This is a genomic window from Citrobacter sp. MGH110, from assembly GCF_001037515.1.
Lineage (GTDB): Bacteria > Pseudomonadota > Gammaproteobacteria > Enterobacterales > Enterobacteriaceae > Citrobacter > Citrobacter portucalensis.
This window is the reverse complement of sequence record NZ_KQ089830.1, coordinates 2,951,705-2,965,129: the sequence shown is the minus strand read 5'-3', so window position 1 is coordinate 2,965,129 and position 13,425 is coordinate 2,951,705. Positions and strand designations below refer to the sequence as shown.

The following is a 13,425-nucleotide window of genomic DNA, read 5'->3' as shown; positions in this document are numbered from 1 at the left end:
TCCTTTATATCCACAATTTTAATATGGCTTAGTTTTTATTAATTTGGACAGGCCGTAGCCAGATTTTTAATTTGTGAAAATGGTGTGCTTATGTGTGAAAAATATGTTGAAAGACCGCTTTATTTGTTAATTGCTGACTGGATGATGGCCGAGGATCGTTGGATCACCGCAAAGGAAATTTCCCGCCATTTTGATATCGAGCACTGCAAAGCAATTAATACGCTCTCTTATATTCTGTCGGAAGTGGGAGAAATTGTTTGTGAAGTTAAGATGATCCCTAATCAGATTGCCGGTCGAGGTTGTCAGTGCCAGCGTCTGGTGAAAGTCGTGAGTATTGACTCTCATCTCTATAGCCGACTGAATCACAATTTGCAGGAGAAAAAGGTGAGCATGGCGAAAACGCCACGCCTGTCTGCCGTTCCTCCAACAGAGCTCAACCGTGAGCAGAAATGGCAGATGATGCTCTCCAAGAGTATGCGTCGCTAATAATCAGTTTGCCTGATGGCGGCATAAACGGTGATTGACGCGTAGGCCGGATAAGCGTGAGCGCATCCGGCATCAATTACTGTGCTGATTTGGGTTTTACGTCCGTTGTGCCTTTCAGGCGTGGCCGGTTTTCTTCGACCCGCGTTAAGGGCAGTGTTTCGTGTAGACCTGTGTGGCAGCGAGTTGCAAGATCCTGATACTCTTTGGTGTTTAGCCGTTTCCAGTGCAGTTCCTGGTCCGTGACTTTACGCAATACGCGAGCGGGTGAGCCAACCAGCATCTGCCTTGCCTCTCCCTGAAATCCGGCTTTGACAAAGCTCATGGCGGCGACAATGCTCTCTTCGCCAATCGCTGCGCCGTCCATAATGACGCTGTTCATGCCGATCAGCGCATCTCTGCCCACCACGCAACCGTGCAGGATTGCGCCATGGCCGATGTGTCCGTTCTCATGCACGATGGTGTCGGTGTCGCAGTAGCCGTGCATGATGCAGCCATCCTGCAAATTAGAACCAGCCTCCAGGATCAAGCGACCATAGTCACCGCGCAATGACGCGTGCGGGCCAATATAAACTCCGGCACCCACTATGACATCGCCAATCAGCACGGCGCTGGGATGGACAAAGGCATCCGGATGTACCACCGGAATCAGGCCCTCAAAGGCGTAGTAGCTCATCGTTTTATCTCGGTTTTATTGCCGGATAAGCGAATCGCTATCCGGCATCGGCTTATTAACGACCTTTCCACACCGGGTCGCGTTTTTCGGCAAACGCCTGCGGACCTTCAAGCGCATCTTCCGAATGCAGTACAGATGGATAGTGCTTCAGCACGCCGCTGCGGATGTAGCGGTAGCCTTCTTCCACCGGCATTTCGCTGGTGGTGCGATAGATCTCTTTCAGTGCGGCGATAGCCAGCGGGGCGCTATTGACCAACTGCTGCGCCAGTTCACGCGCGCTATCCATCAGTTCGCCCTGGCTGACAACGCGGTTGACGATACCCCAACGCAGCGCTTCTTCGGCGCTCATTCGTCTGCCGGTCATCACCATTTCGTTGACGATTGCCGGTGGCAGCAGCTTAGGCAGACGCAGTACGCCGCCGCTGTCAGGCACGATCCCGAGCTTGGCTTCCGGCAGTGCGAAGCTGGCATTTTCCGCGCAGACAATAAAATCCGCTGCCAGCGCCAATTCAAAACCACCGCCAAACGCATAGCCGTTTACCGCAGCGATGACCGGCTTATCGAGATCGAAAATTTCGGTTAAACCGGCGAAGCCGCCTGGGCCAAAATCGGCATCTGGCGCTTCACCTTCAGCTGCCGCTTTTAAGTCCCAGCCTGCAGAAAAGAATTTCTCACCGCCGCCGGTGATAATCGCTACGCGTAATTCCGGGTCGTCACGAAAATTAAGAAACGCTTCACCCATGGCAAAGCTGGTTTTGGCGTCAATGGCATTGGCTTTAGGCCGGTCGAGGGTAATTTCCAGGATCGGGCCGTTACGGGTCAGATGTAATGAATCACTCATAGTTCATCTCCAGATAAATAGATTTCCCGGCAGGAGGAGTTCCTGTCGGAAGGGTTATTTCAGATTTTTTTTGATTATTTTTCCTGAACAATTGCGCGGCAGGTCGGTTCTTATCTCCATAAAAGAGGGAACCTTGAATTTCGCCATATTGTTTTCGCAGAAGCTGAAGAACTCGGCTTCGCTTAATGTTTCACCTTCATTAAGGACGATAAACGCTTTAATGGCTTCATCACGGATCGAATCTTTAATACCGACAACCACAATGTCCTGAATTTTGGGATGCGCAGAAATAATATTTTCCAGCTCGACGCAGGAGACATTTTCTCCGCCGCGTTTAATCATGTTGCAGCGCCTGTCGACGAAATAAAAATAGCCATCCTCATCCTGATAGCCCGAATCACCGGTATGCAACCAGCCCTCAGGTTCCAGCGCTTTGGCGGTAGCCTCCGGCTGCGCGTAGTACTCTTTGAAGATTGTTTTGCCCGGCACGCCTTTAATACAGATTTCGCCAATTTCTCCGGCGGGCAGGGGACGGTTATGATCGTCGCGGATTTCGGCTTCATAGCTAAATCCCACGCGGCCAATGGAGGGCCAGCGTCGTTTGTCACCGGGACGGTCGCCGATAATACCGACGATGGTTTCAGTCATACCGTAGGAGGTCAGCAGCCTGACGCCAAAGCGTTCGGTAAAATCGTCTTTTTCCTGCTCGGATAAATTGAGGTAGAACATCACTTCGCGCAGGTGATGCTGTCTGTCGGTTGGTGCAGCGGGCTGCACCATTAGCGTTCTGATCATCATCGGAATGCATTCGGTAACCGTCGCCTTATATCTATGCACCTGATTCCAGAACGCCCTGGCACTGTACTTCTCTAGCAGCACAAAGGTGCTGCCAGCGGAGAATGCGGGCATTGCGGCGGTACACTGACAGTCGATATGAAACGCGGGCATCACCGTCATGTAGACGTCATCATCGCGCAGGGCGATTTGCCAGGCAGAGTAGTAGCCTGCAAAACGCAGGTTGTAGTGGGTAATTACCACCCCTTTAGGCCGTGAGGTGGTGCCTGAGGTAAACAGAATTTCCGCCGTATCGTCAGTGGATAACGCGGGCGTATAGCACAGCGTGGCGGACTGGCGGGATTGCAGTTGGGCAAAGTGACTCACGCCGTCGTCAGCCGGAAGCTGTTCGCCAATCAGACAGATATGATTAAGCGGGGTGCTATTTTCCAGCCGTATCTGGCGGTACATAGGATAAAACTGGGCGCTGGTGACCAGCAGACTTACCTGGCTGTTTTGCAGGATCCAGGCACTTTCTTCACCCAGCAAGCGGGCATTAATCGGTACCATAATGGCGCCAATTTTTGCCAGTCCAAACCAGCAAAAAATGAATTCCGGACAGTTATCCAGATGCAATGCGACCTTATCGCCCTTGCGGATCCCTAAGGAATGGAACAGGTTTGCCGTGCGGTTAATCTCTTCATTGAGCGAGGCATAGCTAAACTGCCGAACGATTCCTTCGCAGGATTCGAAAATTAACGCCGTTTTATCTCCGTACACCCCGGCCAGGTCGTCCCACATCTGACGTAAGTTTTGTCCGCCAACGATATCCATATTGCTTTATCCACTGAAATCAGGCGTGAGCGCTAACCATCGAGGGGTCAGCGCGTCGCGTTTATTCCTCAACTCTGGCCAGGCCTTTGCCGACCAGCTCATTTATGTCTGCTTCGCTATAACCAATATTTTTCAGAATGGCGGCAGTATCCATGCCATGTGACGGCATGCCACGCCAGATTTTCCCCGGGTTGTTTTTAAATTTCGGCATGATGTTTGGCCCTTTGCAGGTGCGGCCATCCATTGTTTGCCACTGCGTAATAGATTCACGGGCAACGTACTGCGGGTTGCCTTCCAGTTCAGGAATAGTCAGCACCTTCGCGCAGGCGATGTTCAGCTCAGCAAAGCGCGCCTGGACTTCGGCGATGGTGTGCGTTGCCAGCCAGGCGTCCAGTTTCTCTTCCACAAGCGGGCCGTAAGGGCATTCCACACGATGGATAAGCTGGGTGCCTTCCGGGACTTCCGGTGTGCCAAGAATGTGGGCGAGGCCAATATCCTTGAAGCATTCGTTGATTTGCGTGATGCCGACCAGCTCCATGACGATATAGCCATCGGCGCATTTATACAGGCCGCAGCCAGCGTAATACGGGTCTTTGCCTTTGGTCATGCGTGGGCAAATTTCTCCGCCGTTGAAGTAATCCATCATGAAATACTGACCCATGCGCAGCATCACTTCGTACATAGCGATATCGATGCTTTCACCTTTACCCGTTTCGCGCACTTTGTGCAGGGCCGCCAGCGCTGCTGTCGTTGCGGTCATCCCGGAGAAGTAATCGGCGGTGTACGGGAAGGCGGGCATTGGCTGATCCACGTCGCCGTTTTGGATCAGATAGCCGCTGAACGCTTGCGCGATGGTGTTATACGCCGGAAGATTGGTGTACTCCTCGGTACCAAACTGGCCGAAGCCGGAAAGGTGGGCGATAACCAGTTTCGGGTTATGTTCCCACAGCACTTCATCGGTAATACCTCGGCGGGCAAAGGCCGGACCTTTACTGGCTTCAATGAAAATATCGGTGGTTTCCATCAGCTTCAGAAACGCTTCCCGGCCTTCATCTTTGAAAATATTCAGCGACAGGGCGTGCAGGTTACGGCGTGAGAGCTGCGGATAGTTAGGCTGTACGCGGATGGTATCGGCCCATGCGACGTTTTCAATCCAGATAACCTCAGCGCCCCATTCGGCGAACATCTGTCCGGCGAACGGACCGGCAATTTCGATCCCTGAAAAGACAACGCGTACCCCGGAAAGCGGGCCGAAGGCTGGCATTGGTAAATGATTCATCATTTTTCTCCTGGCATTTATGGGTGTCCATGTAGGCCGGATAAGGCGCTAGCGCCGCCATCCGGCATTGATTGCCTGATGGCAACGCTAAGGCGTCTTATCAGGCCTACAGGTTGCGTCGTTCTATCGGTATTGCTTGAGTACCGCACGACCCAACGTCAGGATCTGCATTTCGTCAGAACCACCAGAAACACGGTCAACGCGCAGGTCACGCCAGAAACGTGTGATGCGGTGGTTGCCCGCGATACCAACACCTCCCAGTACCTGCATGGCGGTGTCTACCACTTCAAACGCGGCGTTGGCGCAGAAGTATTTGCACATTGCTGCGTCGCCGGAGGTAATGGTGCCGTTATCCGCTTTCCATGCGGCTTCCAACAGCATGTTTTTCATGGAGTTCAGTTTGATCGCCATGTGCGCGAACTTCTCCTGGATCAGCTGGAAACGGCCGATCGTTTCGCCAAACTGCACGCGTTGGTTGGCGTAACGCGCGGCGTCTTCAAAAGCGCACATTGCCGTACCGTAGTTGGTCAGCGCGACGAGGAAGCGTTCATGGTCAAACTCTTCTTTCACACGGTTGAAGCCATTACCTTCCCGACCGAACATGTCTTTCTCGTCCAGTTCAACGTCATCAAAGGTGATTTCACAGCAGCTATCCATGCGCAGACCGAGTTTCTCCAGTTTGTTGACCTTGATACCCGCTTTGCTCATGTCAACAAACCACTCGGTATAAACAGGTTTATCCGGCGATGCACCATCTCTCGCCATCACTACGATGTACGGGGTATAGGCGCTACTGGTGATAAAGCACTTACTGCCATTAAGATAAACCTTACCATTTTTGCGTGTATAAGTGGTTTTCAGACTGCCAACATCCGATCCCGCTCCCGGTTCGGTGATAGCAGAGTTCCACATCTGCTTACCGGTGCCCTGGAACGCCATGATTTTATCAATTTGCTCTTGGGTACCTTCACGCAGAAAAGTGTTAAAACCGCCTGGTAATTGGTACAACACGTAAGTCGGTGCGCCAAGACGTCCGAGTTCCATCCAGACGGCGGCAACGGTGACAAAACCGGCTTCCAGGCCGCCGTGTTCTTCTGGGATCAACAGGCTATCGATGCCCATATCCGCCAGCGCTTTTACAAAACGCTCAGGGTAGACGCTGTCGCGATCGCACTCGGCAAAATAAGCTTCCCAGTTCTCACTGGCCATCAGTTCACGAATACCGGCGACAAACAGTTCCTGCTCGTCATTTAAGTTGAAATCCATCTTTCAGCCTCTTGATCAATTGGGTTAATAAGAATTACTTGTCTTTCCAGTGCACTTTGGCGTCTTTAATAAAGGACAGCGTCACCATGATGTTGACGAAGAACAGCGGACATCCCCCGGCGATAATTGCGGTCTGAATAGGCTTCAGCCCACCCAGCGCCAGCAGAACGATGCCGATGACGCCGACCAGAACGGACCAACCGATACGCACCAACAGCGGCGGTTCTTCACCATCACGAACTTCGCGACAGGTGGACATCGCCAGGGTGTAGGAGCAGGCGTTAATCAGCGTGACGGTGGCAATAAAGCAGAGGATAAAGAATCCCCACATGGTGGCGGTGCTGAGCGGTAAAGCAGCCCAGGTTTCGATAATGGCACGCGCCACGCCGTGTTGTTCAATCAGTTGCGGGATGTTGAGAATGTTTTTATCCATCAGCAGCAGCGTGTTGCTGCCAAGGACGGTCCACAGGATCCAGGTGGAAGCGGTCAGGCCCAGTACCATCCCGAAACACAGTTCACGTACGGTACGACCCCGAGAAATACGTGCCAGGAAGATACTCATCTGGATAGCGTAAATAACCCACCACGCCCAGTAGAAAACAGTCCAGCCCTGCGGGAAGCCGCCTTTGCCGATGGCATCGGTATAGAACAGCATGCGCGGCAGATGCATCAGCAGCATGCCGACCGAGTCGGTGAAGTAGTTCATGATGAAGCTGGCGCCGCTGACGATAAACACCCAGCCGAGCATCAGGAAGCTCAGATAACTACGTACGTCGCTGGCGATCTTGACCCCTTTTTGCAGGCCGCAGGCCACGCAAATGGCGTTCAATATGATCCAGCAGGTAATGATGATGGCGTCGAGTTGCAGCGTATGTGGAATACCGAACAGCCATTGCATACACTCGGTTACCAGCGGGGTAGCGAGACCGAGGCTGGTGCCCATCGCGAAGATCAGCGCCACCAGATAGAAGTTATCGACGATGGTGCCGAACAAGCCCTTAGCATGCTTCTCGCCAACTAACGGTACCAGCGTGGAACTGGGGCGGATAACGTCCATTTTGCGTACAAAGAAGAAGTAGGCGAACGCGACTGAAAGGAAGCTGTAGGTCGCCCACGGCAGCGGTCCCCAGTGGAACAAGCTGTACGCCAGAGCTATCTCTTTTGCGCCAACGGAGTTGGGGGCGAGAGCAAACGGCGGGGTAGAGATATAGTAGTAGATCTCGATGGAACCCCAGAACAGCACCGCGGCGGATGTACAGGAAGCGAACATCATAAAAATCCAGCTGGCGGTACTAAACTCAGGTTTTTCGTCGCCTAATTTCTTTTTCGAATACGGGCCAAAGACCAACCAGAACCAGCCGAAGAGCATGACGACCATATACCATTCGAATGCCCAACCCCAGACGTTGGTGACATAACTGAATACCGCATTAATAACGACGTTAGCGGCATCAAGATCTCTTACTGTTAACCAACAAAGTATCCCAACAATTATTAATGGCGGAAAAAAAACCTTCGGTTCAATTCCCGACTTTCTCTTTTCATTTTTCATAAGTGAATTCCAGTGTGAAAACGAAATTTATTTAGCGTGCCCGTATGTGATCGTTTGTTTATTTATTATTAATGGTTTGTTGATAACTTTTTAACCTCTGGGGCGCCTCAGTGAGTAACTCATAATGGGTATTCATTTCCGGCTATTCTGTTATCTGTGTCACACTTTCTTATGCTGGTTATTTTGTCTGAAAATACAAATAATTCCTTTATTAATCATAATGTTGATGTTGCTTTTTTAACTTTTTTAAGTGACTGACGTTCAATATTGTTGAACCAGCAAACAATATTGAAAATTTTCGTATTTGACATGTTTCTTTCAATATTGGTGAGGTGCATAACACTATTGAAAGTTACGAATATCAATGTGTGACATTTTCAATATTGGTGATTAATGTTTTATTTCCGAATTAAAGAGCGTGATATCTGTATTTAACACCGCCGATATAAATACGTTTCCTTCATGATTTCTGGAGATGCAATGAAGATAATTACTTGCTACAAATGCGTACCTGATGAGCAGGATATTGCGATTAATAATGCTGATGGAACACTCGATTTCAGCAAAGCAGATGGCAAAATCAGCCAATATGATCTGAATGCGATCGAAGCGGCTTGCCAGTTAAAACAGCAGGTGGGAGAGGCTCAGGTTGTGGCCATGAGCGTCGGCGGCAAAGCGCTGACCAATGCAAAAGGGCGCAAAGATGTGCTCTCCCGTGGCCCTGATGAACTGATTGTTGTCATTGACGATCAATTTGAACAGGCGCTGCCGCAACAAACCGCCACTGCGCTGGCTGCCGCCGCACAAAAATCAGGTTTTGATCTGCTTATTTGCGGCGACGGTTCTTCCGATCTTTATGCACAGCAGGTTGGTCTGCTGGTGGGCGAAATGCTGAACGTGCCGGCGATTAACGGCGTGAGTAAAATCCTCTCTCTTACCGACAGCACGCTGACGGTAGAGCGTGAACTGGAAGATGAAGTTGAAACCCTGAGTATCCCGCTTCCGGCGGTGATCGCGGTCTCTACCGACATCAACACCCCTCAAATCCCTTCCATGAAAGCCATTCTTGGTGCAGCGAAAAAACCGGTCCAGGTCTGGTCGTCTGCGGACATTGGGCTGAACGGCGCGCAAGCGTATTCCGAACAACAGGTTGCCGCACCGAAGCAGCGCGAGCGTCAGCGCGTTGTGATTGAAGGTGACGGTGAAGAACAGATTGCCGCGTTTGTCGAGAATCTTCGCAAAATCATTTAATTATCAGGGGATGTTATGAACAAATTTTCCAGTGTCTGGGTATTCAGCGATACCCCTTCTCGTCTGCCGGAACTGATGAATGGTGCGCAGGCTTTAGGTGAAAACGTTAACACGTTTGTGCTCAGCGATGAGGACAGCGCGGCGGCATGCCATTTAGGTGCGGATCATGTCTGGCTGCTCAGCGGCAAACCAGAAGATCGTATGGTTGAAGACTACGCCGATGCGATGGCCGAAACCATTCGTCAGCACAGCGAGGGCGGCGCGGTGCTGCTGCCGAATACGCGTCGGGGCAAGCTGTTAGCGGCAAAGCTGGGCTTTCGCTTGTCGGCTGCAGTCTCAAACGACGCCAGCGCAGTCGCGGTGCAGGACGGAAAAGCGGCGGTCAAACATATGGTCTACGGCGGCCTGGCGATGGGAGCAGAAACAATCGCTTCACCGTTTGCCGTGATCACTCTCAGTAGCGGAACGTTTGACGCGCAGCAACCGGATACCGCCCGCAGCGGCGAGGTGCACACCGTCCAGTGGCAGGCTCCGACTATCGCCGTGACCCGTACGGCAACGCAGGCGCGTCAGAGCAACAGTGTCGATCTCGACAAAGCCCGTCTGGTGGTCAGCGTGGGACGCGGTATTGGTAGCAAAGAAAATATCTCGCTGGCCGAAGCGCTGTGCCAGGCGATTGGCGCTGAGCTGGCCTGTTCACGTCCGGTGGCGGAAAACGAGAAGTGGATGGAGCACGAACGCTACGTCGGCATTTCCAACCTGATGCTCAAACCAGAACTGTACCTGGCCGTGGGGATCTCCGGGCAGATCCAACATATGGTCGGCGCCAACGGCGCGCAGACGATTTTCGCCATCAACAAAGATAAAAATGCGCCGATCTTCCAGTACGCAGATTTTGGCATCGTTGGCGATGCGCTGAAGATCCTGCCTGCGCTGACGGCTGCTCTGGCGCGTTAAACCATTCGGGCAGGGTGCGAAAGTATCCTGCCACTGACAGGAGTACGTATGTCCGAAGATATCTTTGATGCCATCATCGTGGGTGCAGGTCTGGCCGGTTCGGTTGCGGCGCTGGTGCTGGCTCGGGAAGGTGCACAGGTGCTGGTCATCGAGCGCGGCAATTCTGCTGGCGCGAAGAATGTCACCGGTGGGCGCATGTATGCACATAGCCTGGAACGCATCATTCCCGGCTTTGCTGAGCAGGCCCCCATTGAACGCATAATCACCCACGAAAAACTCGCCTTTATGACCGACAAAGGGGCGATGACCATCGACTATTGCAATGGTGAAGAGGCTGCATCGTCGCAGGTTTCTTATTCCGTCTTACGCAGCAAATTTGACGCCTGGCTGATGGAGCAGGCCGAGGAGGCGGGAGCCCAGCTTATCACCGGTATTCGGGTGGATAACGTTGTGCAGCGCGAAGGCAAAGTCGTGGGCGTGGAAGCCGACGGCGATATTCTGGAAGCCAAAGTGGTGATCCTCGCTGACGGGGTGAATTCTTTGTTGGCAGAAAAACTGGGCATGGCAAAGCGCGTTGAGGCATCGCATGTTGCCGTTGGCGTAAAAGAGCTGATCGAATTGCCAAAATCGGTGATTGAAGATCGTTTCCAGTTACAGGGGAACGAAGGTGCAGCTTGCCTGTTTGCCGGTTCTCCAACTGATGGGTTGATGGGCGGGGGCTTCCTCTATACTAATGAAACGACCCTTTCTCTGGGGCTGGTCTGCGGTCTTCATCATCTGAAAGATGCTAAAAAATCGGTCCCACAAATGCTGGAAGATTTCAAACAGCATCCGGCGGTTGCCCCACTGATCGCCGGTGGCAAGCTGGTGGAATATGCCGCGCACGTCGTACCGGAGGCCGGTATGAATATGCAGCCTGATCTGGTGGGTGACGGTGTGCTGATTGCCGGTGATGCTGCCGGAATGTGTATGAACCTCGGCTTTACCATCCGCGGTATGGATCTCGCCATATCCGCAGGCGAAGCGGCCGCGAAAACGGTGCTTTCCGCGATGAAGCGCGACGACTTCAGCAAACAGTCGCTGGGCGAATACCGTCAGCATCTCGATGATGGTCCAATGCGCGATATGCGCATGTATCAGAAGCTTCCCGCTTTCCTTGATAACCCACGCATGTTTACCGCCTATCCTGAAATGGCGGTCAGCATCGCGCGCGACCTGTTCACCGTGGATGGCTCTGCTCCGGTGCCAATGCGCAAAAAAATCCTGCGTCATGCGAAGAAAGTGGGCTTCATCAACCTGATGAAAGATGGCCTGAAAGGAGTGACCGTATTATGACATCTCCCGTCAATGTGGACGTCAAACTGGGCGTCAATAAGTTCAATGTGGATGAAGACAGCCCGCACATCATTCTCAAAACCGATCCTGATAAACAGGCGCTGGAAGTACTGATTAAAGCTTGTCCAGCCGGACTGTATAAAAAGCAGGACGACGGCAGCGTCCGTTTTGATTACGCCGGATGCCTGGAGTGCGGAACGTGCCGCATTCTCGGACTTGATACAGCGTTGGAAAAATGGGAATACCCGCGCGGGACATTTGGCGTGGAGTTTCGCTACGGCTAATAAGTACGAGGTTGTGCACCCGTAAGTCGGATAAGACGTGGTAGCGTCGCCATCCGGCAATCATGTGGCGCCAATGCCGGATGGCGGCCTAAACGCCTTATCCGGCCTACAGATGACGCTTTGCCCGTGTTGAAACAGGAAGTCGCTATGCAGCAGCCCAGGAACTTTGATGACATCAAATTTACCTCTATTCACCGCCGGATAATGCTGTGGGGAAGCGGTGGGCCATTTCTGGATGGTTATGTGCTGGTGATGATTGGCGTGGCGCTGGAACAGCTCACGCCAGCATTGAAACTGGACGCACAGTGGATTGGTCTGCTGGGCGCCGGCACGCTCGCTGGTCTGTTTGTCGGGACGTCGCTGTTTGGCTACATTTCCGATAAGGTCGGGCGGCGCAAAATGTTCATCATCGATATTATCGCCATTGGCGTGATATCGGCGGCAACCATGTTTGTTTCCTCGCCCGTTGAGCTGTTGGTGATGCGCGTGCTGATAGGCATTGTAATTGGCGCTGATTACCCGATTGCTACCTCGATGATTACCGAGTTCTCTAATACCCGCCAGCGCGCTTTCTCCATCGGTTTTATCGCCGCGATGTGGTATGTCGGCGCTACCTGTGCCGATCTGGTCGGTTACTGGCTGTATGATGTTGAGGGAGGATGGCGCTGGATGCTGGGCAGCGCGGTGATCCCCTGTATTTTGATCCTGATTGGGCGCTTTGATCTTCCTGAATCGCCGCGCTGGCTGCTGCGTAAAGGTCGGGTGAAAGAGTGTGAAGCGATGATGATCAAACTGTTCGGTGAACCGGTGGTGTTCGACGAAGAGGCACCGCAGGAGACGCGCTTCCTGCAGCTGTTTAACCGCCGTCATTTCTCGTTTGTCCTGTTTGTCGCCGCTATCTGGACCTGTCAGGTGATCCCGATGTTCGCCATTTATACCTTTGGTCCGCAGATTGTTGGACTGTTGGGGCTTGGTGCCGGGAAAAGCGCGGCGTTGGGCAATGTGGTGATAAGCCTGTGCTTTATGCTGGGGTGCATTCCACCCATGTTCTGGCTCAATAGCGCGGGCCGTCGGCCATTGTTAATTGGCAGCTTTATTATGATGACGCTGGCGCTGGCCGTGCTGGGGTTAATTCCTGATATGGGAGCGTGGCTGGTGGTGCTGGCGTTTGCCGTGTACGCCTTTTTCTCGGGGGGACCGGGAAATCTTCAGTGGCTGTACCCAAATGAACTGTTCCCTACCGACATTCGCGCATCTGCCGTCGGGGTGATTATGTCCTTAAGCCGCATTGGCACCATTGTTTCAACCTGGGCGCTGCCGGTGTTCATTACCAAATACGGGATCAGCAATGTCATGCTGATGGGCGCAGGAATTTCGCTGATTGGCCTGCTGGTGTCCATCGCTTTCGCCCCGGAAACGCGAGGTCTGACGCTGGCGCAAACCAGTCAAATGACGATTCGCAGTAAGCCCGTGACCAGAGCGAGTTATTAGGAGTGTTCTGTATTTTCCCTGCAACTCAGTCAGTTAGCCTACAGTTAACTGGGTATATCACAGAAAACAACTGAAAAGCAGGGAGAACACCATGCAAAAACATATCCTGATCACCTCAATTTTTACCGCAGCAGCACTGTTTACCGTGGCCGGTTGTTCCTCAAACCAGGCGGTTAAAACCACCGATGGTAAAACAATCGTCACTGACGGCAAACCGCAAGTCGATGATGATACTGGCCTGGTGTCGTATAAAAATGCGCAAACGGGTAAGACGGAACAGATTAACCGCGATCAGGTTAAAGATATGAGTGAACTGGATAACTAGTTCAGTTTTCTCCATTCAGCCACTCAATAATATTGACTGTTAGCCTGTGGATTAAGTGACTAAACTCACTGTTATTA

At 52.3% G+C, this 13,425-nt stretch carries 13 protein-coding genes; 7 read left to right on the top strand and 6 right to left on the bottom strand.

The annotated features are described in order from the left end of the window. Positions 1-90 precede the first annotated feature (90 nt). The gene (caiF, locus tag SK38_RS13985; protein ID WP_003829705.1) at positions 91-486 is read left to right on the top strand and encodes a carnitine metabolism transcriptional regulator CaiF; all 396 of its coding nucleotides are present in this window, start codon (positions 91-93) and stop codon (positions 484-486) included. 76 nt (positions 487-562) lie between these two features. On the opposite strand, the gene caiE is transcribed toward caiF, so the two are convergent. From caiE to caiT, 6 genes are all read right to left on the bottom strand, one after another. Beyond that, positions 563-1,159, bottom strand: a complete 597-nt coding sequence (gene caiE, locus SK38_RS13980) for a carnitine operon protein CaiE (protein WP_048236154.1) — start codon at positions 1,157-1,159, stop codon at positions 563-565. A gap of 55 nt (positions 1,160-1,214) precedes the next feature. Beyond that, positions 1,215-2,000 carry a crotonobetainyl-CoA hydratase gene (gene caiD, locus SK38_RS13975; RefSeq protein ID WP_032942338.1) on the bottom strand — a complete coding sequence of 262 codons (786 nt, stop codon included), beginning with the start codon at positions 1,998-2,000 and terminating at the stop codon, positions 1,215-1,217. 54 nt (positions 2,001-2,054) lie between these two features. Next, positions 2,055-3,608, bottom strand: a complete 1,554-nt coding sequence (gene caiC, locus SK38_RS13970; RefSeq protein WP_048236153.1) for a crotonobetaine/carnitine-CoA ligase — start codon at positions 3,606-3,608, stop codon at positions 2,055-2,057. 61 nt (positions 3,609-3,669) lie between these two features. Continuing rightward, positions 3,670-4,887, bottom strand: coding sequence for an L-carnitine CoA-transferase (caiB, locus tag SK38_RS13965; protein ID WP_003018901.1), 1,218 nt, complete (start codon positions 4,885-4,887; stop codon positions 3,670-3,672). A gap of 123 nt (positions 4,888-5,010) precedes the next feature. Further along, on the bottom strand, positions 5,011-6,153 hold the full coding sequence (gene caiA, locus SK38_RS13960) for a crotonobetainyl-CoA dehydrogenase (protein WP_003018898.1): 1,143 nt from the start codon (positions 6,151-6,153) through the stop codon (positions 5,011-5,013). 34 nt (positions 6,154-6,187) lie between these two features. Further along, positions 6,188-7,705 (bottom strand): L-carnitine/gamma-butyrobetaine antiporter, encoded by a 1,518-nt coding sequence (caiT, locus tag SK38_RS13955; protein WP_003829695.1) that lies wholly within the window; start codon positions 7,703-7,705, stop codon positions 6,188-6,190. Between the two features lie 480 nt (positions 7,706-8,185). On the opposite strand from caiT, the gene SK38_RS13950 reads away from it, so the two are divergent. The 6 genes from SK38_RS13950 to SK38_RS13925 all read left to right on the top strand — a co-directional run bounded on the left by SK38_RS13950 (position 8,186) and on the right by SK38_RS13925 (position 13,348). Continuing rightward, positions 8,186-8,956, top strand: coding sequence for an electron transfer flavoprotein FixA (locus SK38_RS13950; protein ID WP_032942343.1), 771 nt, complete (start codon positions 8,186-8,188; stop codon positions 8,954-8,956). 15 nt (positions 8,957-8,971) lie between these two features. Continuing rightward, entirely contained in the window at positions 8,972-9,913 is a 942-nt protein-coding gene (locus SK38_RS13945) for an electron transfer flavoprotein subunit alpha/FixB family protein (RefSeq protein ID WP_008786167.1), read from the top strand. Positions 9,914-9,961: 48 nt separating this feature from the next. Continuing rightward, a complete protein-coding gene (locus SK38_RS13940) occupies positions 9,962-11,248 on the top strand; it encodes an FAD-dependent oxidoreductase (protein WP_048236152.1) in 1,287 nt (428 codons plus the stop codon). Further along, positions 11,245-11,532, top strand: coding sequence for a ferredoxin-like protein FixX (gene fixX, locus SK38_RS13935; protein WP_000203736.1), 288 nt, complete (start codon positions 11,245-11,247; stop codon positions 11,530-11,532). The genes SK38_RS13940 and fixX overlap by 4 nt, the downstream gene beginning before the upstream one ends. A 147-nt stretch (positions 11,533-11,679) precedes the next feature. Next, positions 11,680-13,023, top strand: a complete 1,344-nt coding sequence (locus SK38_RS13930; RefSeq protein WP_048236151.1) for an MFS transporter — start codon at positions 11,680-11,682, stop codon at positions 13,021-13,023. A 91-nt stretch (positions 13,024-13,114) separates the two neighbouring features. Then, a complete protein-coding gene (locus SK38_RS13925; protein WP_003018880.1) occupies positions 13,115-13,348 on the top strand; it encodes a YgdI/YgdR family lipoprotein in 234 nt (77 codons plus the stop codon). Positions 13,349-13,425: the final 77 nt, after the last annotated feature.